Origin of the sequence: Shinella yambaruensis, assembly GCF_022899355.1 — a bacterium.
GTDB classification, from domain to species: domain Bacteria; phylum Pseudomonadota; class Alphaproteobacteria; order Rhizobiales; family Rhizobiaceae; genus Shinella; species Shinella yambaruensis.
Map to the genome: position 1 here is coordinate 62,697 of NZ_JALJCK010000002.1, position 22,583 is coordinate 85,279.

Sequence of the window (22,583 nt, forward strand, 5' to 3'; positions counted from 1 at the left end):
GCAGCCGGCTTCGATGGGGAAGGGCCTGCTGTCTATCGGCGGAATTTCTCCCGCAGTTTCAATGCCATGTTGACGGAGCCGGGAAATTCGCGGCGGCCGAATGCGATCTTGCGGACATAGTCGTCGATGTGCCAGATCGCCGAGGACCCTGCCGGGAAATAGGCGATGTCGCCCTCCTTCAGCACGCGCTCGGCGCCGTCCTCGCCGGTGACCCGCACCTCGCCGTCCAGGATGAGGACCGTTTCGTCCCATCCGAAATACCAGCGGAAGGTGCCGGCCGTACAGTCCCATATGGCGGTCGTCGCCTGCTGGTCGGCGGAACGCGAGTGAAGAGAAAGGCGCGCCTCCGGGTTGCCGGCGATGATCCATGAGGGCTCGATCGGCGCGGGCGCCATTTCAAGTTCGTCGAGCGCGGCGGTGACGATCCCCTTCGCCGTCGTGATCTCGGAATAGCGCGTGCGTATCGCCACCCCCACCATCGACGCCAGTATCAACTTCAATACCATGTCCTGCCCCCCGGCAATCGTGCTGCCCCAATGCGCTCCCGAATTCTCCGGGAGAGATCTAAAGAATATCTGAACCTGTTCCTTCACATCCCCCGTTTCTGCCGGTGTGCTACTGCAGGGCTTCGAGGATGCGTTCCTTTCTGGCCGGATGGCGGTCGAGATAGGACTGGCCGAGCGCCTTGTCGACATACCCGCCTGCAAGCTCCTGCAGGACTTCTATGCCGTAGTCGGCATTGGCTTCGATGATGAGGGGACCGGACGGCGTGATGGCGATGTCCCAACCCAGCGACCGGAAAGGCGCGAGCGTCTGGGCGGCCCGTTGCACCGCCTCGCGTACGTCGCGCCAGAACGGCATGGTGAATGTCGCCGGGTCGATGCCGAAGGTCGAGCGGATATCGTAATACTGGCCGCCGTATTTCGGCTCGCGCTTGGCGCCCGTCATGAGGCGGCCGGTTTCGATATCGACGGCGATCATGTAGCCGCCGATGCCGGAATTGTCGATGATGCTGCCGGGCATGCCCACCTTGAGCGCGGCGGTATTGAAATGGACGGTTCCCGCCGCGTCGACGAAGGTATCGATGCGCACCGTGTTGACGGAGGTCGGGTTGAACCGGGAAAGCTCCGGATGCTGGTCGATCGTTTCCTGGACGATGAAGTCCGTCCAGTGGAAGCCGTTGTTGGTGTTGAAGACGAGGTGGTTGAACCGGGCCTGGTCAAGCACCTCGTCCTTGTGCAGCAGGCGGCCGTCGCGGGTACGCAGCTTGAACACGGCGCTGCCCGAACCGCCCGTGAGCGGCTTGACGATGATGCCGTCGGGAAGGTCCATGGCGTCGATCGCCCGGACGAAGTCGTCATGGGAAACCGGTTTGCCGGCCATGTCGCTGATGGCATCGCGCCGCAGCCGGAAGAGGGTGTTGGTCGTTCCCAGACCGGCCGCGCGGATAGTGGTCTCGAAGAGCAGCTTGTCCTCGACGATCGTCGGGTCCGCTGCCGCATTCGCCGTGTCGCGCGCGATGTGCAGGAGCTCCGTCGGGAAATACCGGTAGATTTCCTTGCCGAACCGCCTGAGATAGAGGCTGTGTTTCAGGTATTGATAGGGGAGGTAGCCGTACAGTGTGTAGAGTTGATAGATCTCGGAAACCTGCTGCGGAATTGGTTTCTTGTCCGAAGCCTTCAGATAGACCTGGAAATCTTCGGTCAGCATTCTTTTGAAGCGCTTATAATTCCTCGTTATCATGTTACGTCTCCTCGCGGTTCGGTAAAACATCCATCGAGCGGAATCGGTCTATTGTTTCGATTTTTCCCTCTTCCACGAGCGCTTCGGCAGGCTGCGGATGGGAGAGGAAATTCACCGGGCTCGCCGTCAGGCCGTAGGCGCCGGATTGCAGGACGGCGACGAGGTCCCCGGCGCGCAGTTCCGGCAGGCCGGTGTCGCGGGCGAGCGTGTCGAGCGGCGTGCAGAGCGGGCCGACCACGGTTGCGGGCTGGTCCGGCTCGGCCGTCATGCGCGCCGGCGCGACGACGGGGTAGTTGCGCTTGATGACCTGGCCGAGATTGCCGGAGGCTGCCAGATGGTGGTTCATCCCGCCATCCAGCACGAGAAAGCGCACGCCGCGGGAGGTCTTGAGCGCGTTGATCTCGCTGACATAGAGGCCGGCTTCGCCGGTGAGGAAGCGGCCGGGCTCGACGATGGCGCGGGCATCGGCCAGCAGGGGCTCGGCGCGCATCCGCGCCGTCAGCTCCGGAACGGCCGCGGCCACGGCGTCGAGGTCGAGCGGCTTGTCGTTGGCATAGTAGGGGATGCCGAGGCCGCCGCCGAGGTCGACGGTGCGCAACGGCCTGCCGGTCGTGCGGGCGACACGCGACGCAAGGTCGATGGCGTGCCGCCAGCCGCCGATGAGCGCCTCGGCATCGAGGATCTGCGTGCCGCCGTAGACGTGGATGCCGGCGAGGTCGATGTTCGGCGCGGCCGTCACCGCGGCGATCGCCGCGTCGAGGTCTTCCTCGTCGAAGCCGAAGGCCGTCGCCTTGCCGCCCATCCGCATGGCTCCGACCTGCACGTCCGGAACCGGATTGATGCGGATGGAGGCATGGACGCGCTTGCCGATCGCGCGGATCCGCTCGATCTCGTCGAGACCCTCGATATGGATCTCGCCGATGCCGCCCTCGATCACCGCTTCCAGTTCCGCGCGGCGCTTGCCGGGTCCGGCAAAGAGGATCCGCCCGGGTGCCGCGCCTGCGGCGATCGCCGCGCGATATTCGCCGAGCGAGGCGATCTCGACACCGGCGCCCTCCTCGACGAAGAGCCGGATGACGCTGCGCGCCGGATTGGCCTTCACCGAATAGTAGATGGAGGCGAAGCCGTCGAGCGCCGCGGCAAGCCGGCGATAGGCCCGCCGCATGCCGCCGCCGTCATAGATGTAGGCGGGCGAGCCGATGCGCGAGACGATCTCGCGGACCGCAAGGCCGCCGACATGGAGGTCGTCGCCGCGGATGTCGAAAAGCTGCCTTGCCAGCGCATAGCCGTGGTTTGTCGCCTTGCCTGCCGGATCAGCCATTGTTCGCGCGCTCCCTGACGAGTTGCCGGTAGTCCACCTTGCCGTTCGGCGTCACCGGCAGCGTCTCGACGAGTTCCAGGTCACGCGGCACCATGTAGGCGGCGAGCGTGCCGGCGACCGCCTGCAAGACGGGGGCGGTCTCGACATCCGATTCCAGCGCGACGGCCACCGCATGGACCTTCTGTCCGGCAAAGTCGTCCGGCAGGCCGATGACGGCGACCTGGCGGAAGCGCCCGGTCGCCATGATCGCCTCTTCCACCTCGGAAGGGCTGATGCGATAGCCCGAGGACTTGATCATCGCATCGTTGCGGCCGATGAAGCTGAAGAAGCCGTCCTCGTCCTCCACCGCCAGATCGCCCGAATAGCAGACGATGTCGCCGCCCTGGTCCCTGGACCGGAAGGGGTTCTGCTTCAGCACCCGCGCGGTTTCCTCCGGCCGGTTCCAGTAGCCGAGCGAGACGGTGGGTCCGCGGTGGACGAGAATGCCGGGCTCGCCCGGTTTCGCGCGGCGGCCGTCCTCTGTCACGATGAAGATTTCGCATTCCGGGATAGCCTTGCCGATCGAGGTGGGGCGGCGGTCGAGTTCTTCCGGCGGCAGGTAGGTCGAGCGGAAGGCCTCCGTCAGGCCGTACATCAGGATGACGTTCGTCGCCGGCAGCATCCTGCGCAGGTTGGCGACCGTCTGCGAGGGGACCGCACCGCCGGAATTGGTGACGTAGCGCAGATGCGGCAGCTCCGTCTTGTGCAGGAGCGGCGAGGCCTTGGTCAGGATCGCCCAGATGGTGGGCACGCCGGCAAGGCCGGTGATCCTGTGGTCGCGCAGCGCCCGCACGATCTCGTCGCCGAAGCGGAAGGTCAGGATGACCGTCAGCGCGCCTTGCTCCACTGCCGTCAGAAGCTGGTTCAGGCCGTAGTCGAAGCTGAACGGCAGGACGGAGAGGATGCGCTCGTCCGGCGTGATGGCGAGATAGGTGCGAACGATGCGGGCGCCCGCCAGGAGGTTGCGATGCGACAGCATCACGCCTTTCGGTCGTCCGGTGGAGCCGGACGTATAGAGGATCGCCGCAAGGTCCTCCCCGATATTGTCGTCGCGCAACGCGGCGGGCTCCGCCTCCGCCATCTCCTCGACGAGAAGGATGCGCGTCTCGAAAACACCCTCAAGGCTCGCGGCGACCATCGGCGCGAGGTCCCGGTTGGTGATCACGACACGCGCCGCGCAATCGGCCACGATATGGCTGATCTGCTGGCCGCGCAGCAGCGCGTTGATCGGAACGAAGACGCCCATCGCCCGGCTGACGGCGAAGATGGCGATGCATTCCTCGAGGCCGCGCGGCAGGAAGATGGCGGCGCGGTCCCCGCGCTCCAGGCCGGCGTGCCGCAGCGCCGAGGCGAAACGCTCGACCCCGCCATGAAAGGCGCGGTAGTCGAGCTGCCGGTCGCCGTCGATCAGCGCAGGCCTGTCGCTTTGCCGGTGGGGGGCGAGCAGGTGATGGAGGAGGACGGGGGCCTTGATCACGTCCGCGCCCGCGAAACGAAGTTGACGAGGCTTGCCGGCGTTCCCAGTTCCTGGAAGTCGAAACCGTCGTCCTCCATCGAAATGCCGAAGCGTTCGCCGAGGAACATGATCAGTTCGAGGAAGCCCAGGGAATCGATGGCCCCGTCGAGCAGCGGCGTATCCGGCGTCACCGGCGCAAGCGCGGGAAAGCGCTTGGTGATGTAGCCGTAGATTTCTGCCTCGATGTCCGGGGCGGCAGTCACATTGTCCAGCATGGCTTTTCCCTTCGTGAAGACCGGTCGCGGCTAAACCTTGAGCAGCACGCGTTCGGAGTAGAGTTCATCGATGATCCGCTCGTCCCATTCGCCCTTGACCTGGTAGCGCAGCCCGCTTTTCCAGCGCCAGGCATGGGGGACATGCCGGCCGCGCGGCAATTGCAGGCAGAGCAGCGGCACGCCATGCCGGAGCAGCAGGCGGGCCAGGATCGCCAGGTTGTCGGTGACGAGATCGCTGCTTTCGGCGTAGATCACCCGGGCGAGCGGAATGCGCTTCTTGCGGATGACGTCGAAGACGAGGGGATGGTGGCGCCCGCCGCTCTCGATCACCGTCACGATGCAGCCGAGGTCCCGGTGCGCCCTGAGGTCGCGCATCAGCGCCTCGGCAATGGCGCCCGCCGGCACCGCGTCGAGCGCCACGAGCCTGCCCCGCCTGCGGCCGGCGATGGCCAGCCAGGGAAGGGCAAACAGCGGCAGGTCGTAGTCGATCGTGCGGAAGCCGAGGCGGTTGTTCAGCTCGGTCGCGGCCTTCGAGGGCGTCAGGTCCGTGTAGGTCGCCCGGCTGTCCGACATGGCCGCCAGCAGCATGCGCGGCGCATACCAGCGGTGGCTTTCCTCGACATACCAGCTGGAAAGGTTGATCACCTTCCGCCCGGTCCCTTTGTCGCTTCTCGTGATCGTCAGGAGGATGCCGATGGGGGTCTCGCCCGCCATCAGGAAGTTGCCGATCGGCCCGGCGCCGGCCGTGCCCTCATGGTCGAGAAGCCGCTTCAGCCCCCGCCGCCAGAAGTCGCGCGTGCGTGACGGAAAGCCCTTCGTGAGAAGGTCCGAGGCGGCGTCCAATCCGTCATGGCCTATGGCGCGTAGCTTGAGCATATCCTGCGTGGCGATCCTGTTCCGTGATGCCAGTCTCTAGTCCCGACTCCTTCAGAAAGGCTAAACGGAAGCCCGCGCGCCGGGCGCCGGCGGCTCCTGAAGCCAAACAAGGTAAACAGTTCGCATGCTGCCGGCCGGTCTTTCGATGCGACCGTTCAGCGGGCGCGCGAAAGCGATATCGCCGCCTGTTCGACGATGTGGAAGAGCCGTTCCCTGCTCGCCCGCGGGGTCACGTTGTGGTCGGTATCCGGCAGGATATGGAGCTCGATATTGGGGTAGGCGGCCAGCCCCTCCGCCTGCCTGCCGAAATGGACATGGAAATTGTCGAGGCCCGGATCGTCGACGCTGTAGACGAGGCATGTCCGGCCCGGCCGCTGCGACAGGGCACGAAAGTCGCCGTGGACGGCCCGCTCGAGCCGCTCGGTTGCCAGAAGCGGACCGAGCACCGGCGCGAGACGCTTGGACAGGCGCTGGGCGATGCGCTGGCCGATGTTGCGTGCGGCGGCGCGCAGGTCGATGTCGCCGGAGACGAGGCGACGGAACGTGTCGAGCTGGAGCGCCTTCTGGGAATAGTCGCCAAGGGCGCGGGGCGCGCTGGAGACGATCGCCTCGCTCGGCGGTTTCAACCAGCGGAACGCATAGGGATTGACGGAGATGCACGCGGCCCACCGCTCGTCCTGCGCCGCCGCGCGGAAGGCGACATAGGCCCCGCTGCAACGCCCGAAGAGAATGGCCGGGCCCGTCCTGCCGATGCCGTCGAGATATTGCCGCACCGATGCCATGTCGGCGATCTGCGGTTCATCGTAGAGAACCTGCGCGCGGCGGCCGGGCACGGGCGGGCTGTCGCCGACGCCGGCGCTGTCGAAGCGGAACGAGGCGACGCCCTTCCGGGCGAGATGGCGGGCGAGGTCGACGCCCGAGCGCGCCCAGCCGCCCTGGTGGTCGTAGCCGGTGGTCAGCAGCACGGCCGTCGTGCCCGTATCGCCCTGCATGGGCTCGGTGAGCGTTCCGATGAGCCGCCCACCGGGCCCGAAGCGCAGGGCCGTCTCGCGCACCGCGCCGACGGCGAGGACGGCGGGGCCGGCCGGAAGCCTCGGGGGATGGCGGGCGGGCGTTTCGAAGGCGGCAAGGCCTTTCAGCCAGTCCGGGAAGGCTTCGAGAAAGTCGGCCGGGATTTCCTGCCCGAGCGGATTGGAGACCAGCTTGTCATAGCCGCGGAAGGTGAAGTCCCGGATCGCCGCCTCGCCTTTCGCCAACCGGTCGCGCAACTGGCGGTCCGCCGTGTTGTCGGGCCGCGCGGCGAAGAAGATCTGCCCGGCCGGGTTGTCGTCGAAGGCGTCGGCATTGAGCGTCGCGAGCGTGTCGACGATGCCCTGCGGCATCGTCAGCCCGGCGATCGTGCCGGGCGCGGTATCGCGCATATGCGGGGCGACGCCCACCCCCTCGTCGACGACGGCCGACCAGACGGAGAGTTCCCGCAGGTAACGCCGGCCGGCGACGACGGGTGCGAGCAGCGCGAGGCCGGCAAGGTTTTCCACATGGGGGCTTGCCTTGAGCGCGATCGCCGCACCGAGGCCGAAGCCGAGCAGGACGACGTTGTCCGCGCCGGAGAAACGGCGTACGGCCTCGACCCCCGCACGGGCGGCCTCCACCCAGCAATCGACGTCGATGACGGCATCGGGGGCATCAAGCGCATTGGCGGTGCCGGGATAATCGAAGCGCAGGCTCGCGACGCCGGCTTCGGCCAGCACCTCGGCGGTGATGCGGAAGAAGCGCCGGGTGCACAATTCGTCAATTCCCCAGGGGCTGAGGAAGAGAACCGCGACATCGCGTGCCGGCGATGCGCCCGATGCAGGCTTGAAGAGCCCCGGAAGGCCTGAAAAGGCGACGGGGCAGGCGGCCTCGCCGGCTTCGGATGTTCTTTCCGCGGCGGTGGCCGCGCCGTTGTTGGCGTTTGCCGACATTGCGTGTCTCGTCCCCAGTCCACCGCTGCGCAACGCCGCGTCGCGCCGAAGGCGACCCGCGGGACCGTGCCATCGCGGATGTCGGCTTGACCGGGCGCGCGGACATTCCGTCCCTCCGGCGCACGATTTAAAGATGCATCATCCATCCGTTGTGCCGGGCAAAGCTTAAGATCGGGTGTAATGGCGGGCCTGACGGCGGTGCTCTAGACGGTCCTGTCCTTCGCCAGGAACATCCAGGTCGCGCCGACGAGGGAGACCTGCACGGCGAGACGGGCAAGCCCCGCGCCCAGCAGGCCGCCGAGCGAGGCGCCCGCCATGATCGCCGGCACCATGATGAGGGCCGTGAGGATGAGCAGGGTGATGCGCAGCTTCTGCTTGCCCACCGCCCGCAGGATATCGGCGCCGATGCCCGACAGGCCCATCAGCAGCGGATACAGCGCCAGCAGTTGAATGATCTCCGGCGTGCCGTCGAAATCGTGGCCGATGAGATAGGGGATGTAGTCAGCCACGAAATAGAGGAAGATCGCGATCGGAACCGAGATCACCAGGGAAAACGGAACGAGACGCAGGCCGAAGCGCACGCTTTCGGTGGCGCTGGCGGACGCGTTGCGGAAGTGGCGCGTATAGGTCGCGTAGAGCAGGGCGCGGATCGGCGCCGATGCCGCATCGACGATCTTGAAGCCTGCGGCATACTGGCCGGCGATGTCGGGGCCGAGCGTTTGGGCGACGGCCGGCTTGTCGATATCGGCGACGCTGCCGATCGCCACGAACTCCAGGCAATATTGCAGGCCGAGCGAGATGTCCGCGCGGATCACGCCCGGGGAGGGCAGGCCGCAGACGACGGCCACCAGCACCATGGCCACCAGGGCGCCCAGCGCCGAGGCCGCAAGATACCACCAGGCCCAGTCGTCGAGCGTCAGGTCCTTCTGGTAGAGGATCGCCGCCACCAGGAAGAGCGCGCGCAGCACCGCAAGGCCGACATTGACGAGCAGTTGCAGCTTTGCCCGGTCGAAGGCCATGAACGCGCTGGCGCAGACGGCGACGATGCGGCCGAAGACGAGATGGGCCACGACGAAGGCGAGGAGCGAGGCGACGTGCACATGGTCGCCCACGAGATAATGGCCGATGACGGCGGCAAGGACGGCGATGATCGGCACCGTCAGGGCGGACATCGCGACGCTGTGGCCGAGAGAGCGCGAAAAGCTCGCCGGGTCGACGGCAACGCGCTGGATCATCACATGGTCGCTGCCCAGCCCCACCAGCAGCACGCCGATGCCGTTGATGCTCGAAAGCGCGACGAAGACACCGTATTCGGATGAGCCGAGATAGCGGGACAGCAGCATGAAGTAGCCGAACTGGATGACCAGCTGCATGCCGAAATTGAATGTGTAGACGATCGTGTTCCGGGCGAGAAGCGAACCGCGAACTTTGTCGGCAAGCGCCACGATCCGTTTCATCCAATCACCCTGCGCTCTGCCCCCGTGGCGCCCGGGAACGGCCCGGCAGCCGCCCGATCACGGCGCTACGTCTAGAACAATGGCGGATTGCGCGCAATGGCGGCAGGGCCGGTAAACCGTTTCTTGAGCTTTGCGGCGTAGATGGAGGACGCTCGCCCTGTTGCCGCCGGAGACGCCATGCTTGCGAACACGCTCTACCTCACCTTCCACGGCATCGGCGCGCCGATCGTGCCGCCCGCGGAAGGGGAGCTGCGCTATTTCGTGACGGAAGAGGTCTTCCGCCAAACGATCGCCGGCCTCGACGACCTGGAGGCGAAGACCGGGATCGAGGCGCATGTCACCTTCGACGACGGCAATCTCTCCGACTATGACGTCGCGTTGCCGGTGCTGGCGGATCATGGCCGGAGCGGCATCTTCTTCGTTCTCGCCGGCCGGATCGGGCAGAAGGGCTATCTCTCCGCCGCCCAGATTCGCGATATCGCCGCGGCCGGCATGACGATCGGCAGCCACGGCCACGACCACGTCGACTGGCGTTCCCTCGACGAGGCGGGATATCGGCGCGAACTGGTGGATGCCCGTAGGAAGATCGAGGATGTGCTCGGCGCGCCGGTCGCCTATGCCTCGATCCCCTTCGGCGGGTTCGACCGCTCGGTCTTGCGGCGGCTGAAGGCGGAGCGCTACGACCGCGTCTTCACGAGCTCCACGGGCCTTGCCTATCGCGACGTCTGGTTCTGCCCGCGCCGGTCGCTGACCGAAACCTTCGATCCCCGGAGTGGCCTCCTGCCGCTCGCGCGCCCCGGCGCGAAGGCCCGGGGCCTCGCCTATCGGATCGCGCGTCGGTTGCGCTATCGCTGGTAGCCGACCTCTTTCGCATTTGATCGTTTTCGTTTCGCGCACATTAACCAAGCAACCACGAAACCTGCACCGAAAGGGAACTGGACGGCCGAAATTAACGCCGTGTTAGACACGAACCGTCATCAGCTTGGGGAACGGCGTATGCGATTGTCGGTTGCGAAGGCGCCGGAAACCGCAGCCCCAACGGGCCGGCAGGAAGGATGGAGCGCTTGACCTTGATTTCGGTAGTCATGTGCACCTTTGACAGGGAGGTGATGGCGCGGCGGACGATCGCATCCGTCTACGCCCAGCGCCTTGCCGACGGGCACGCCTTCGAGATGATTGTCGTCGACAACACGCCGGACGCGAACGCGCGAGCCTGGGTGGAGAGCCTGTCGGGCCTCGAACCGCCGTTGCGCTACGTCCACGAGGCACGAAGCGGCATTTCCCATGCGCGAAACGCCGGGGTGGCCGCCGCGAAGGGCCAGTTCATCGCCTTCATCGACGACGACGAGACCGCCGAGCCCGACTGGCTGGCGAACCTCCACCGCGCGCTGCTCGCCCATGAGGCTGACATGGGCACCGGGCCCGTCCTGCCGGTCTTCGAGAACAAGCCGGCGCTCGGCTGGGACCCCACGCCCTTCTTCTTCGGAAAGCGCGAGGCCATGGCGACCGGCGGCCAGCTGCAGGCCGCGCGCACGGGCAATATCATGCTGCGCGTCGCCACCTGCTTTGACGGCACCCCGCCCTTCGACCCGCGCCTCGGCCGGTCCGGCGGTGAGGACACGGAATTCACCCATGGCCTCTACCGCAAGGGGCGCAAGATCATCTGGGTGGCGGATGCGACCGTGCACGAGTTCTGGCCGCAGTCGAAGGCGTCGCTGCCGGCCTTCCTGCGCCGCAAGCTCGTCACCGCGCGCAACACGACCCATGTGAGGATCGCCTGGGCGCCGCGGCCGGTGTCGACCTTCCTTGCGGTGGCGGTGAAGGCGCTCGTCCAGCTCGTCGTCTTTTCGCCGCTCGCGGCGGCGAGCTATCCGTTCAGCCGCCAGTTCTATGCACGCAACGCCATGCAGGTCATGTCGGCGCTGGGCAAGCTGACGTTCTGGCAGAGGGCCGGCTATTACGGCCGCAGCGGAGGGGGGACGTGATGCTGCAGAAACCCGCAAAACCCTATCGCGTGGCGATCTTCCACCAGGGCTGCGTTCCGGTCTACCGGCGCGGCTTCTACGTGCGGCTGGCTGAGACCTCCCGCAACCAGTATGTCGTCTTCCACGGCAAGCCGCCGTCCAACACCTCGCTGCAAGTGGCCAAGCCGCCCTTTCCCTTCGCCAATGTCGAAGTCGGCACCGTGGAGCTGCGGCTGAAAAAGGCGCTGCTGATCTGGCAGGCGGCGGTCTCGCGCTATGTGAAGGGGCGGTTCGACGGCGTCGTCATCGGCCACGAGTTCAAGTTCCTGTCGAGCTTCGCCATCCTTGCGCTTGCCAAGCTGCGCAGGCGGCCGGTCTTCTGGTGGGGCTTCGGCTACCGCAAGGCCTACGGCTCGTGGGAGGAGGGCGGCGCGCGGCCTCCGCTCAAGGACCGGATCGCCCGCTGGGCCGCCGACCGGCTCGCGCGGCTTGGCGACGGCTACCTCGCCTATACCGAGAAGGGGCGTGAGCATCTCCTGTCGATCGGCGTGCCCGCCGACCGGATCCAGGTCGTGCGCAACACGATCGACGTCGAGGAGCAGATCGTGCTCGCCGACAAGGCCGCAGCGTTCGACGACGCCGAGATCCGCGCCGAGTTCGGCCTGCGGCCGGGTTCCGACGTGCTGCTCTATGTCGGCCGTCTCGTGCCACGCAAGGAGGTGGACAGCCTAGTGCGCTTCGCCGTCGCCTCTCCCCAAGTGGACGGGCGGCCGGTGGACGTGCTGGTGATCGGCGACGGCGAGGAGCGCGCCAGGCTCGAGGCGCTTGCCGGCGGGGCGCGCAACATCCGCTTCGCCGGGGCGATCGACCCGTCCGACCTGCGCATCGCCAAGGCCATGAAGCTCTGCCGCGCGGTCGTCATCCCCGGTTATCTCGGCCTCGCCATCAACCACGCCTTCGCCCATGGCCGCCCCATCATCACGCGCAAGCACGACTTCCACAGCCCCGAGATCGAATATCTGACGGAGGGGGAGGACAGCCTGCTGATCGCCGGCGACGAGGCCGATTTCCACAAGGGGCTCGCGGCTTTCCTTGCTGCGCCGGAGGAACAGCAGCGCCTTGCGGCAAACGCCGCCGCCCGGCGCGAAACCCTGAGGATGGACTACATGGTCAAGGCCTATGACGATTTCATAAGCCGTGTCGTGGCGAACGCGGACAACGGCCGATGACGAACGCGATCGCCCGGCTCAGGATGGCGTCCCTCGGGGATGCGCTGGTGCGCCGCTTCCCGCCGCTCTATCACGCCTATCGGCGGGAGCTTGCCGCTTTCGACGACAGCGATATCGACGGCCGCAGGGCGCTCCAGCAGCGCCTCGTGGAGCGGACCCTCGCGGCCGCCTCCGGCCTGCCCGGTTATGCGGCCTGGCGGGGCAAATCCCTCGATGCCCATCCCCTCCTGACGAAGGAGATGCTGCGCTCGGGTCCCGACCGCTACCGCTCCTCGTCCGGTTTCCTAACCACGGCGGCGGCGACCAGCGGTTCGTCCGGCATTCCGCTCGCCATCAAGCGCAGTTTCGCCTCCGTCGTGTTCGAGCAGGCGGCGATCGACCATGTGGTTGCGCTCGCCGGCGGCGACTTCCGGCGCGACAGGATCGCCGTGCTGCGCGGCGAGGCCATCAAGGACCCGTCCGACCGGACGCCGCCCTACTGGCGCGTGGAGCGCGGCGGGCGGATCCTGAACTTCTCCGTCGCCCATCTGAACACCGCCACGGCGGAAACCTTCTTTGCCGCGCTGAAGGAGTTTTCGCCGGGCGTCATCTGGGCCTATCCCTCGGCGCTCGACATGCTTGCCGCCTGCATGGAGCGCCGGGGCTGGCGGCTCGACGTGCCGGTCGTGCTGACCTCTTCCGAGGTGCTGACGGACGAGCTGCGCGCGCGGGCGGAACGGCTCTTCGGCGCCTGCGTCGCCGATTATTACGGCCAGGCCGAGCGGGTCTGCTTCGCCTATGCGTTGAAGGCGTCGGCCTACCGGTTCATGCCGGCCTATGGCCGTGTGGAGCTGCAGCCGGAGGGCGAGGGCGGCGGACGCTTTCGCATCGTCGCGACCAATCTGCGCAACGAGGCGCAGCCGCTGCTGCGCTACGACACCGGGGACATCGCGCTCGCTGCTGACGCCGCCGACGCGCAGGGCGCCGAAGAGGTGGCGCTCGGCATCCGGCCCTTCGCCCGCATCGAGGGGCGCGAAAGCGACTATCTGATCGCCCCCGACGGCAGCCGGCTGATCGGCATGAACCACATTCCGCGCTCCATCGACGGCCTCGTGCAGATGCAGCTGCGCCAGACCGACCCGGACCGCGTGCTGGTGCTCGCCGTTGCCGAGGGGCCTGCGGACGAGACGCTGAAGGCGGCGATCGCCGCGAAGTTCGCGCCGCGTCTGCCCGGGACGATGCGGGTGGAAATCCGCTTCTGCGAGGCGATCGCGCGGGAGAAAAGCGGGAAAATGCCGCTCGTGGTGCGTGAAGCCGGCCTTCACACACCGGGATAGGGTATCCGAAAGGTTTTGCCGCTAGGACGCAGGTCCGGCAGCGGCGTTCGTCATCACGCCGGCAAACGGCACCATTGCAGAGGTTCGCATGAAGATTTCGCTATTTGGCCTTGGTTATGTCGGAGCCGTGACGGCAGCCTGCCTTTCGCGGGACGGACATGACGTCATCGGCGTCGACAACCAGCAGCTCAAGGTGGATATCATCAACAGCGGCAACTCGCCCGTCGTCGAGGAGGGCGTCGGCGAACTGATCCGCGCCGGCATCGAGAACGGCCGGCTGCGCGCGACCACCGATGTCGACGAGGCGGTGCGCGCCACGGACATGTCGCTGATCTGCGTCGGCACGCCGAGCCGCAAGAACGGCTCGCTCGACACCGATATCGTCGTGCGCGTCTGCCAGGAGATCGGCGCCGCCGTCGCGCGCAAGAAGCGCCCGCATACGGTCGTCATCCGCTCAACGGTCCTGCCGGGCACGATGCGCAACCTCATCATCCCGACCCTGCGCCAGCATGCCGGCGAGGATGCCGCGCTCTCCATCGGCAACAACCCGGAATTCCTGCGTGAGGCCAGCGCGGTCTTCGACTACGACAACCCGCCGAAGATCGTCGCCGGCGGCGAGACCGAAGCCGTGGCGGCAACGATCGCCTCGATCTATGACGGCATCGAGGCGCCCCGCTTCCTGACCTCCGTCGACGTGGCCGAGCTGGTCAAATATGCCGACAATGCCTGGCACGCCGTCAAGGTGGCCTTCGGCAACGAGATCGGCAATATCGGCAAGGCCGTCGGCGTCGACAGCCACGAGGTCATGAAGATCTTCTGCAAGGACGAGAAGCTCAACATCTCGCCGCGCTACCTGATGCCGGGCTTCGCCTTCGGCGGATCGTGCCTGCCGAAGGACGTTAGGGCGCTCTCCTACAAGGGCCGCGAGCTGGACCTGGAGCTGCCGCTGCTCAACAGCCTGCTGCGCTCGAACGACGAACAGGTCACCCGCGCCTTCAACGAGATCATGGCCCATGGCCGGCGCAAGATCTCCATCTTCGGCATCAGCTTCAAATCCGGCACGGACGACCTGCGCGAAAGCCCGCTGGTGACGCTGGTGGAGCGCCTGCTCGGCAAGGGGATGGATATCCTCATCTACGACCGCTTCGTCAATTTCGCCCGGCTCTACGGCGCCAACCGCGATCACATCCTGAACGTCATCCCGCATATCTCGTCGATCCTCGTCGATGATTTCGACCGGGTCGCGGCGCACGGCGACGTGCTGATCGTCGGCAACGCCGATCCGGAATTCGAGAGCCTTCCTGCACGAATGCGCCCCGACCAGCGGCTCTACGACCTCGTGCGACTGAAGAATGTGAACGAGCTGGAGGACCGCTATGAAGGTGTTAACTGGTAAGGAGGTCGAGGCTGCGGTCGACCGGCCGTTCGACCGGCGCGTGCTGATCATCGTGGAAAACCTGCCCGTGCCCTTCGACCGCCGCGTCTGGTCGGAGGCGACGACGCTTCGCGCCGCCGGCTATGCGGTTTCGGTCATCTGCCCCACCGGCAAGGGTTTCGAAGCGCTTTACGAGGAGCGGGAGGGCGTGCACATCTATCGCCACCCGCTGCCGATCGACGCGCGTGGCGCGCTCGGCTACCTGCGGGAATATTCCTCCGCGCTTTTCCATGAAGCGCGACTGGCCTTCAAGATCCGCCGCCGGCACGGGTTCCATGTGATCCACGGCTGCAACCCGCCGGACCTGATCTTCCTCATCGCCTGGCTCTTCCGGCCGTTCGGCGTGAAGTTCCTGTTCGACCATCACGACATCTGCCCGGAACTCTTCGAGGCGAAGTTCGGCAAGCGCGGCTTCCTGCACCGCGTGACGCGCTTTTTCGAACGGCTGACCTTCCGCTCGGCCACGGTCTCCATCGCCACCAACGAATCCTACCGCGAGATCGCCATGCGGCGGGGCGGGATGGCGGCGGACGACGTGTTCGTGGTGCGCTCGGGGCCGAAGATGGAAAAGCTCCAGATCCGTCCGCCGAAAGAGGAACTGAAAAAGGGCTTTGCCTTTCTCGTCGGCTATGTCGGGGTCATCGGGCAGCAGGAGGGCATGGACCTGCTGGTCGAGGCGGTCGACCACATCGTCAACACGCTGCACCGCACGGACATCCATTTCGGCATCGTCGGCGGCGGTCCGGAGCTGCCGACGATCATCGAGGCCGTGGAGAAGCGCGGCCTGTCGCGCTATTTCACCTTCACGGGCCGCGCCCCCGACGACATCATGCTCGACATGCTGAACACCGCGGACGTCTGCATCAACCCCGACCGCGTCACGCCGATGAACGACCTTTCCACCATGAACAAGATCCTCGAATACATGGCGCTGAAAAAGCCCATCGTGCAGTTCGAGACGCGGGAAGGGCGGGTGTCGGCGGGCGAATCCTCGCTCTATGCGAAGCCTGACGACGTGCGGGACTTCGGTGAAAGGATCGTGGCGCTGCTCGACGATCCCGAACGGCGCGAGGCCATGGGCGAACTCGGGCGCAAGCGCATCCTTACCTCCTTCTCCTGGGAGCATTCGGCGCCGGTGCTGCTCGCCGCCTACGAGCGCCTGTACGAGAAGATCGGCGCGAAGGCCGGGCGATGACGGCCGGCCGCCTTTCGAGCCGCCTTGCCTGGTATGCCCGGCGCCTGTCCGCCATGTCCACGGCGGAAGTGGCGCACCGGGTCGGCGAGCTGGCGAGGAAACGGTCCGCCCGGCTGGTGCAGCCGGGCTGGGCGCGCTTCGATGTGGGGGACGGACCGCTTCCCGTCTTTCCCGTCGCCATCGATCCCGCCTTGGCCGATGCTGACCTGCTTGCGCGCTGGGACCGTGTCGCGGAGCTGGCGATGGCCCGGCGGCACCATTTCCTCGGGCGGGAATGGCCGCCGGCAGGCGAAGCCTCGCTCTGGCATTTCGATCCGTGCTCGCGCCGGGAATGGCCGAGGGACCGCTATTGCTTCGACATCAACTACCGGCATAGCGATGTCTATGGCGATGTGAAATATGTCTGGGAGATCAACCGGCTGCAATATCTGCAGCCGATCGCGGCGCTTGCCGCCCGCACGGGCCGGGCGGAGCTCGGCGCGTTCGTGTCGGATGAGATCGCGGGCTGGATCGCAGATAATCCGCCCTTCCACGGCATCAACTGGCCGTCCGGCATCGAACTGGCCCTGCGCGCCATCAGCGTGCTTGTCGCGACGCGGCTGGTCGGTGACGACGCCTTCTCCCCGGCCGCCCGCCGTTCCATCCGCGCCTTCCTCGCCGCGACCGGCACCTGGCTCCGGCGCTATCCGTCCCGGTTTTCCTCGGCAAACAACCACCTGATCGCGGAGGCCGTCGGCCTCTATGTCATCGCCACGGCCTGCCCCGACCTGCCGGCGGCGAAGAGCTGGCGCGCCTATGCCCGCCGCGTGCTGGCGGAGGAAGCCGACCGCCAGTTCCATGCCGACGGCATCGGCGCCGAGCAATCGCCGACCTACACCGCCTTCACGCTGGAGCTCTACCTGACGGCCGCGCGCGTGGGGCAGGCCGCGGGCGACCCGCTGCCGCAGGCGGTGCTGCAAAAGCTCGCCGCCGTCGGCGAGGCGCTCACCTGGTTCATGGACGAAAACGGCGCGGTGCCGCGCATCGGCGACGACGACGAGGGCCGCGTGATCGTCAGCGATCCCGACGCGGACCGGCACTATGTCGCCTCCGTCGTCTCGGCGGCGGCGGCGGTCTGCGATCGGCCGGACATCGCCCCGCCGGCCGCGCCGCCGCACCTGCGCGATCTCGTCTTCGGTCGCCGCCTGGCGCCGGTGAAGGGCGTGGGCGTGCGTACCTTCCCGGAGGGCGGCTACACGGTGCTGCGCGACCGGGTGCACGGGCGGCAGCTGGTTCTTGCCATGGATCACGGGCCGCTCGGCTTCCTGTCGATCGCCGCGCACGGCCATGCCGATACGCTCGCCGTCTGGCTCGACTACGGCGGCAAGGCGCTGCTTGCGGATGCCGGAACCTATCTTTATCACGCCGGCGGCGCCTGGCGCGATGCCTTCCGGGGCACGCCCCTGCACAACACGCTGTCGATCGGCGGCGAAAGCTCCAGCCTGGTCTCGGGCGCCTTCAACTGGAAGACCAAGGCGCAGGCCCGCGGGCTTGTGGTGGATGAGCGCCTCGATGCCTTTTCCTGCGCCGCCGCCCATGACGGCTACCGCGCGCGCTTCGGCGTCGCGCATGCCCGCCTGCTGCGGCGCCTCTCCGCCGACACGTTCCATATCGAGGACCGGCTCGACGGTGCGGCGGCGCCGACCGAGACCGTCGCGATTTCCTTCCTGTCGGGGGAGGGCGTCGACATCCGGGCGACCGACCGGCCCGGCACCTTCGACTTCGTGGCCGACGGCCTGCCGCTGATGCGGCTTGCCGGGCCGCAAGGCTGGGCGGCCACGCTGGAGAGTGGACGGGAGGCCGGGCGGCTCGGCTGGCGTTCGCCGTGCTTCGGCGTGAAGGTGCCCTCCGCCCAACTGGTGTTCCGCGGTTCTGCCCCGCCCGGCGGAACGATGCGCACGGAAATGAGGCTGCTGTGAAACGTCTTTGCTCTCTCGCCCTGCTGGCCGTCCTGCTTTTCGGTGCGGCAACCGCGACGCTGGCGGCGGATGCGCCGGCCTTTCGGCGGGGGATCAATCTCGCCCGGCTGCACAGCCTGCCGATGGACGATCCTGAGGTTCCCGGGGCGTTCCTCTGGCCGCCCTTCCAGGGGCCGCTTGCCCGGATCGACGATGCGGAGCTCCATCGCCTGCGGGCCGTCGGTTTCGATTTCGTCCGCCTGCCGGTGGCACCAGCCCCTTTCCTTGCCGTGACGGAAGCCGAGCGGCGCCTGCTCATCGACGCGCTCTACGATACGGTGCGGCGGTTGCAGGCCGCCGGTTTCGGCGTCCTCGTCGATGCGCATCCCAATCATTTCGATCCGAACTGGTCGGCGCCGAGGATCCTTGCGGATGCCGACGGCGCAGCGTTCCGCGCCTATGGCGAATGGTTGAAGCAACTCGCCCGCTATCTGCGTGACCTGCCGGCGGACAAGACGGCACTCGGGCTGATGAACGAGCCCCAGGAGGACTGCCGGCTGACGACCGCCAACGAATGGACGCGGATGCAGCCGCTGCTCTATGCGGCCGTTCGCGAGATCGCGCCGGACCTCGCGCTGGTCCTGACGACGGGATGCTGGTCCTCGCCCGACGCGCTGCCCCATCTGGAGATGGAGCCGTATGACGCCAATACGCTGGTCGACGTGCACTATTATCGACCCTATCCCTTCACGCACCAGGGCCTTCCCTTCGCCAATGCGCCGCTGCGCCACATGTCCGGTCTCGCCTATCCCGGCGTCGGCGCCGACAAGGCCGTTGCGCTTGCCCGCACGAAACAGCTCATCGCGGCGCGCCAGCGCGCCGGCGTCGATGTGCCGGGCGACACGCTCAAGCAGGCGAGGGGCGTGATCGCGAACTATTATGACGATCCGCCGCTGGTGGACGACGCCTATGTCCAGGGCCATTTTGCCGCCATGCGGCAATGGGTCGACGCGCAGAAGATCGCGCCGTCGCGGCTGATCATCGGCGAATTCGGGGTCGCCCGCCAGCCGGAGGGGCTGCCGGAAATTCCGGGCCGTATCCTCTGGCTGGAGCATGTCCGCAAGGCCGCCGAAGCGAACGGCTTCGGCTGGGCCCTTTGGGACTACAACGCGGGCGACGGCTATCCCGGTTTCGGGTTGGTTTTTGACAATGAATCACGCAAGATCGATCCGGATGTGATACAGGCGCTCGGCCTCGACCGAAGCGGACTGCACAACTAGAGCCATTCCGGCAAAAGCGCGTTCGGCACTTTCGCGTCCGGGTGGCACGCTCCGCAACGCGCGAGGATCAGGTTGAGCGAAGTGGTGGAAAACGGGATAGCCGTCACGCGCGAGCAGTCGCGTTCCGATGGCCTGCTCGGCTGGGTCCCGGCGATCGCGGTCGGCTATGCAACGATCCTCATGCCCCTTCTCGTGTTCCGCACGGCGCCCGCCGTCGATGACCCGGCGACGGCTGCGGCGTCGAGCTCCAACCTCCTGAACCAGGTCTTCTGGCTCCTCCTTCTCGGCTCGATCGCGGTCGCCTTCCGTCACCGGCTCGCGCGGCTGGAGGAGGCCCTGAAGCAGCCGCTCGTGGTGATCGTCGGCCTCTATATGGTGCTCGCCTTCGCCAGCATCCTCTGGTCGCCGGTGCCATCCATCGCGTTCCGCCGGGCCACGCTGCAGTTCATCGTAGTCGCCGCCCTCGTGCTCCCGGCCTTCCTCGTGGAGGATCGCAGGGCCCAGATCGACCGCCTCATGGCGGTCTTCTTCGTCACCATCGCCCTCAATCTCGTCGCCGTGCTGCTGCTGCCGGCGGGCAGGCTCGGCCATCAGGGCATCTACACGCACAAGAACGAACTCGGCCTCATCGTCGCCTACGGGTTCATCTTTTGCCTTTATGGCATGATGCGGCTCGGCGGCCTCGGCCGGTTCGTCGCGGCCGGCCTGGCGGCGGCCGCCGTGCTGGAGCTCGTCGTCAGCAAGTCCAAGACCTCGCTCGGCCTTGCGCTCCTCATCCCGCTCCTTGCCTTCGCGGTGGTGGCGGCCAGCCGGTTCCTGCGCATCAACGCGCTGTTCCCGCTTTTCTTCGGCCTGCTCGCCTGCCTCTTCGTCGGCCTGTTCGTCACCAACCTGGTGGATTTCAGCTTCGCCGATCTCTCCATGCTGCTCTTCGACGACACGACCTTCACCGGACGCACCATCATCTGGGATTTCCTTGGCGACGTGATCAGCCGCAGGCCGGTGCTCGGGCAGGGCTACGGCTCGTTCTGGGATATCGGCCCGGGATCGATCGTTCTGACCGAAGCCCCGGGTTTCGTCGCCGTCCTGTTGCAAGGGCACAACGGCTATGTCGATGTGACGGTGGAGCTCGGCCTGGCGGGGCTGCTGGTGCTGGTCGCCTTCCTTGCCTGCGTTCTCTACAATGTCTGCCGTGCGCCCAACGACCGGCGCTCCGGTATCGCGGAAGCCTGGCTCTTCATGTCGATCGTGATCGTCACCCTGTGCCACAACCTCCTGGAGAGCAGCTGGTTTCGCGGCTATTCGGTGGTGTGGATGCTTTTTCTGCTGGTGGGCGCCTGGGCGCAGGCCGGCCGCCGGGGCGAGGGGAGCCGCCGGTCCGGATTTTGAAGCTTCGTTAACCATAATGAATTAAGTCAGGAAGGAATTCGCGCGTGCGCCGCCGGAACGGCGTGGTGCGGCATAACCTCAACCGAGCGGGTCGATGACGAACGCCTCCATTGAAAACCGAGACGGCGACGGGATGATCGACCCCTGGGCGATTGCCCGCAAGCTGTATCAGCGCCTGCCCGTCATCGCGCTCGTCGCGCTCCTCGCCGTGGGGCTGACGGCCGCCTATGTCTTCACCGTCCCGTCGATCTACACGGCCTGGACGCGGATCGTTGTGGATCCGAGCAGCCGCAAGCCCTTCGAGGACGCCAACGCGCCCTCGCTGGTCGGAAGCGAGGCGCTCGGCCTCGACACCCAGCTCCTGATCGTCTCGTCCGCCGCGGTGCTGGAGCCCGTGGTGACCGAGTACAAGCTCGTCGAGGATCCCGAATTCGCGAAGGAGGCGGCTGCGGACACGCCCGAGCGGCGCGTGGGCAAGGTCACGGAAGCGCTCGCAAAAGCCATGACCGTCTCGCGCGAGGGCGCGACCTACATCATCTCGATCGGGGTCAAGTCGCAAAGCGCGCAGAAATCCGCCGACCTCTCGCAGGCCGTGGCAAAATCCTACCTGCGCGAACAGCAGCAGTTCCAGTTGAACTCCTCCCGGCAGCTTGCGGAGCAGATCGACAGCCGCCTGATCGGCCTGCGCGAGCGCGTGCGGGAGGCGGAGGAAAAGGTGCAGCAGTTTCGCGCCGAGAAGCGGCTGCAAAGCGCGGTGGACGGAACCCTGCTCGTCGGCCAGGAACTCGGCGGCCTGAACACGCAGCTCGTCGAGGCCCGCAGCGCGCTTGCCAGCGCCACGGCGGCCAATGAGGAGATCCAGCGCTACTTCAAGCGGGAGGTGGCACCGACCGCCCTCGGCGAGGTCGTCAACTCTCCGCGTGTCACGCAGCTGCTCGAGGAATATTCCCGCGCCGTGCGCAGCGAGGCGTCGCTTGCCGCGGCGCTGTTGCCGCAACATCCCTCGCTGCTGCGGGCCAAGGCCGAGGTGGCCCGTATCTCGTCGCTGGTCCGCAGCGAGATCCAGGCGATCGGCGAGGGCAAGAAGGTGGAGCTGGACGTCGCCCGCCAGCGCGTCGCCAATCTCGAGCGCCAGATGGAAACGCTGCGGACATCCTCCAATGTCAGCGATCAGGACCTGATCGTCCTGCGGGAGCTGGAGACGGAGGCGAAATCCACCCGTGCGGTCTATGAGAACGTGCTGGGCCGGGCGAAGGAGGTGGCCAATCTGGAGCAGATCACCATGCCTGTCGCCCGTATCATCAGTCAGGCGCAGCCGCCCGAATATCCGTCCTGGCCGCGAAAGAAGATCCTGCTCGCTCTGGCCGGATTCGTCGGCTGTGCGCTGGGCGTCCTGCTGGTCGTGGTCGCCGAAGTCTGGCGCCAGATTCGCGTCCGGTATTCGGCGCCCGCCCCGGTAGTCGACAGCGAGGTTCCTGCGAGCGAAAGCGCGGCGGCGGACGATCTCAAGCCTGCGGACGTGTTCCAGGCGGTCCCGAGGCGGCGCATCGTCTATTCCGGTTCTCCAAAGGTATCGACCGGCCATCCCAAGCGTTAGCCCGGGCCCTCCAGCCGGCTTGCCCTATTCGCGTTCACATTGTCGTCATCAGCCGGATAAACCCTGGCTGTGCTGGCTGGGTTTACGCTTTCAGAAGGTATCGCCTCTAG

General features: G+C 66.8%; 18 protein-coding genes. 10 read left to right on the forward strand and 8 right to left on the reverse strand.

The window, feature by feature from the left end; translation table 11 throughout:
• Positions 1–32: 32 nt before the first annotated feature.
• From MUU56_RS04225 to MUU56_RS04260, 8 genes are all read right to left on the reverse strand, one after another.
• Complete coding sequence (locus MUU56_RS04225; protein ID WP_244766071.1) at positions 33–506, reverse strand: cupin domain-containing protein; 474 nt, start codon at positions 504–506, stop codon at positions 33–35.
• 109 nt (positions 507–615) lie between these two features.
• The gene (locus tag MUU56_RS04230) at positions 616–1,710 is read right to left on the reverse strand and encodes a sugar-transfer associated ATP-grasp domain-containing protein (protein WP_244766072.1); all 1,095 of its coding nucleotides are present in this window, start codon (positions 1,708–1,710) and stop codon (positions 616–618) included.
• 34 nt (positions 1,711–1,744) lie between these two features.
• Complete coding sequence (locus MUU56_RS04235; protein ID WP_244766073.1) at positions 1,745–3,064, reverse strand: type III PLP-dependent enzyme; 1,320 nt, start codon at positions 3,062–3,064, stop codon at positions 1,745–1,747.
• Positions 3,057–4,577 carry an AMP-binding protein gene (locus MUU56_RS04240; protein ID WP_244766630.1) on the reverse strand — a complete coding sequence of 507 codons (1,521 nt, stop codon included), beginning with the start codon at positions 4,575–4,577 and terminating at the stop codon, positions 3,057–3,059. The genes MUU56_RS04235 and MUU56_RS04240 overlap by 8 nt, the downstream gene beginning before the upstream one ends.
• On the reverse strand, positions 4,577–4,834 hold the full coding sequence (locus MUU56_RS04245) for an acyl carrier protein (protein ID WP_244766074.1): 258 nt from the start codon (positions 4,832–4,834) through the stop codon (positions 4,577–4,579). Before MUU56_RS04245 ends, MUU56_RS04240 begins: the two co-directional genes overlap by 1 nt.
• 30 nt (positions 4,835–4,864) lie before the next feature.
• A complete protein-coding gene (locus MUU56_RS04250; RefSeq protein WP_244766075.1) occupies positions 4,865–5,710 on the reverse strand; it encodes a hypothetical protein in 846 nt (281 codons plus the stop codon).
• Between the two features lie 155 nt (positions 5,711–5,865).
• Positions 5,866–7,674, reverse strand: a complete 1,809-nt coding sequence (locus MUU56_RS04255; RefSeq protein WP_244766076.1) for a serine aminopeptidase domain-containing protein — start codon at positions 7,672–7,674, stop codon at positions 5,866–5,868.
• A 203-nt stretch (positions 7,675–7,877) separates the two neighbouring features.
• On the reverse strand, positions 7,878–9,131 hold the full coding sequence (locus tag MUU56_RS04260) for an oligosaccharide flippase family protein (protein ID WP_244766077.1): 1,254 nt from the start codon (positions 9,129–9,131) through the stop codon (positions 7,878–7,880).
• Between the two features lie 177 nt (positions 9,132–9,308).
• On the opposite strand from MUU56_RS04260, the gene MUU56_RS04265 reads away from it, so the two are divergent.
• The 10 genes from MUU56_RS04265 to MUU56_RS04310 all read left to right on the forward strand — a co-directional run bounded on the left by MUU56_RS04265 (position 9,309) and on the right by MUU56_RS04310 (position 22,473).
• Positions 9,309–9,989: a polysaccharide deacetylase family protein gene (locus MUU56_RS04265; protein ID WP_244766078.1), complete on the forward strand. Its 681-nt coding sequence runs from the start codon at positions 9,309–9,311 to the stop codon at positions 9,987–9,989.
• 206 nt (positions 9,990–10,195) lie between these two features.
• Entirely contained in the window at positions 10,196–11,116 is a 921-nt protein-coding gene (locus tag MUU56_RS04270; RefSeq protein ID WP_244766079.1) for a glycosyltransferase family 2 protein, read from the forward strand.
• The gene (locus tag MUU56_RS04275) at positions 11,116–12,324 is read left to right on the forward strand and encodes a glycosyltransferase family 4 protein (RefSeq protein ID WP_244766080.1); all 1,209 of its coding nucleotides are present in this window, start codon (positions 11,116–11,118) and stop codon (positions 12,322–12,324) included. The genes MUU56_RS04270 and MUU56_RS04275 overlap by 1 nt, the downstream gene beginning before the upstream one ends.
• On the forward strand, positions 12,321–13,640 hold the full coding sequence (locus tag MUU56_RS04280; protein ID WP_244766081.1) for a phenylacetate--CoA ligase family protein: 1,320 nt from the start codon (positions 12,321–12,323) through the stop codon (positions 13,638–13,640). Before MUU56_RS04275 ends, MUU56_RS04280 begins: the two co-directional genes overlap by 4 nt.
• An 88-nt stretch (positions 13,641–13,728) precedes the next feature.
• The gene (locus MUU56_RS04285; protein ID WP_244766082.1) at positions 13,729–15,036 is read left to right on the forward strand and encodes a nucleotide sugar dehydrogenase; all 1,308 of its coding nucleotides are present in this window, start codon (positions 13,729–13,731) and stop codon (positions 15,034–15,036) included.
• Positions 15,017–16,270 (forward strand): glycosyltransferase family 4 protein, encoded by a 1,254-nt coding sequence (locus MUU56_RS04290; protein ID WP_244766083.1) that lies wholly within the window; start codon positions 15,017–15,019, stop codon positions 16,268–16,270. Before MUU56_RS04285 ends, MUU56_RS04290 begins: the two co-directional genes overlap by 20 nt.
• Positions 16,267–18,228 (forward strand): alginate lyase family protein, encoded by a 1,962-nt coding sequence (locus MUU56_RS04295; protein WP_244766084.1) that lies wholly within the window; start codon positions 16,267–16,269, stop codon positions 18,226–18,228. Before MUU56_RS04290 ends, MUU56_RS04295 begins: the two co-directional genes overlap by 4 nt.
• On the forward strand, positions 18,225–19,487 hold the full coding sequence (locus MUU56_RS04300; protein WP_244766085.1) for a glycoside hydrolase family 5 protein: 1,263 nt from the start codon (positions 18,225–18,227) through the stop codon (positions 19,485–19,487). Before MUU56_RS04295 ends, MUU56_RS04300 begins: the two co-directional genes overlap by 4 nt.
• Before the next feature lie 81 nt (positions 19,488–19,568).
• Positions 19,569–20,876, forward strand: coding sequence for an O-antigen ligase family protein (locus MUU56_RS04305; RefSeq protein WP_342346178.1), 1,308 nt, complete (start codon positions 19,569–19,571; stop codon positions 20,874–20,876).
• A 94-nt stretch (positions 20,877–20,970) separates the two neighbouring features.
• On the forward strand, positions 20,971–22,473 hold the full coding sequence (locus tag MUU56_RS04310) for a GumC family protein (RefSeq protein WP_244766087.1): 1,503 nt from the start codon (positions 20,971–20,973) through the stop codon (positions 22,471–22,473).
• The last annotated feature ends 110 nt before the right edge of the window (positions 22,474–22,583 follow it).

Bases quoted from the DNA above. Each gene is read 5' to 3' on its own strand.
- MUU56_RS04310 (WP_244766087.1), top strand. From the start codon at position 20,971: ATGACGAACGCCTCCATTGAAAACCGAGACGGCGACGGGATGATCGAC.
- MUU56_RS04255 (WP_244766076.1), bottom strand. From the start codon at position 7,674: ATGTCGGCAAACGCCAACAACGGCGCGGCCACCGCCGCGGAAAGAACA.
- MUU56_RS04235 (WP_244766073.1), bottom strand. From the start codon at position 3,064: ATGGCTGATCCGGCAGGCAAGGCGACAAACCACGGCTATGCGCTGGCA.
- MUU56_RS04250 (WP_244766075.1), bottom strand. From the start codon at position 5,710: ATGCTCAAGCTACGCGCCATAGGCCATGACGGATTGGACGCCGCCTCG.
- MUU56_RS04225 (WP_244766071.1), bottom strand. From the start codon at position 506: ATGGTATTGAAGTTGATACTGGCGTCGATGGTGGGGGTGGCGATACGC.
- MUU56_RS04245 (WP_244766074.1), bottom strand. From the start codon at position 4,834: ATGCTGGACAATGTGACTGCCGCCCCGGACATCGAGGCAGAAATCTAC.
- MUU56_RS04275 (WP_244766080.1), top strand. From the start codon at position 11,116: ATGCTGCAGAAACCCGCAAAACCCTATCGCGTGGCGATCTTCCACCAG.
- MUU56_RS04230 (WP_244766072.1), bottom strand. From the start codon at position 1,710: ATGCTGACCGAAGATTTCCAGGTCTATCTGAAGGCTTCGGACAAGAAA.
- MUU56_RS04285 (WP_244766082.1), top strand. From the start codon at position 13,729: ATGAAGATTTCGCTATTTGGCCTTGGTTATGTCGGAGCCGTGACGGCA.
- MUU56_RS04290 (WP_244766083.1), top strand. From the start codon at position 15,017: ATGAAGGTGTTAACTGGTAAGGAGGTCGAGGCTGCGGTCGACCGGCCG.
- MUU56_RS04265 (WP_244766078.1), top strand. From the start codon at position 9,309: ATGCTTGCGAACACGCTCTACCTCACCTTCCACGGCATCGGCGCGCCG.
- MUU56_RS04295 (WP_244766084.1), top strand. From the start codon at position 16,267: ATGACGGCCGGCCGCCTTTCGAGCCGCCTTGCCTGGTATGCCCGGCGC.
- MUU56_RS04260 (WP_244766077.1), bottom strand. From the start codon at position 9,131: ATGAAACGGATCGTGGCGCTTGCCGACAAAGTTCGCGGTTCGCTTCTC.
- MUU56_RS04280 (WP_244766081.1), top strand. From the start codon at position 12,321: ATGACGAACGCGATCGCCCGGCTCAGGATGGCGTCCCTCGGGGATGCG.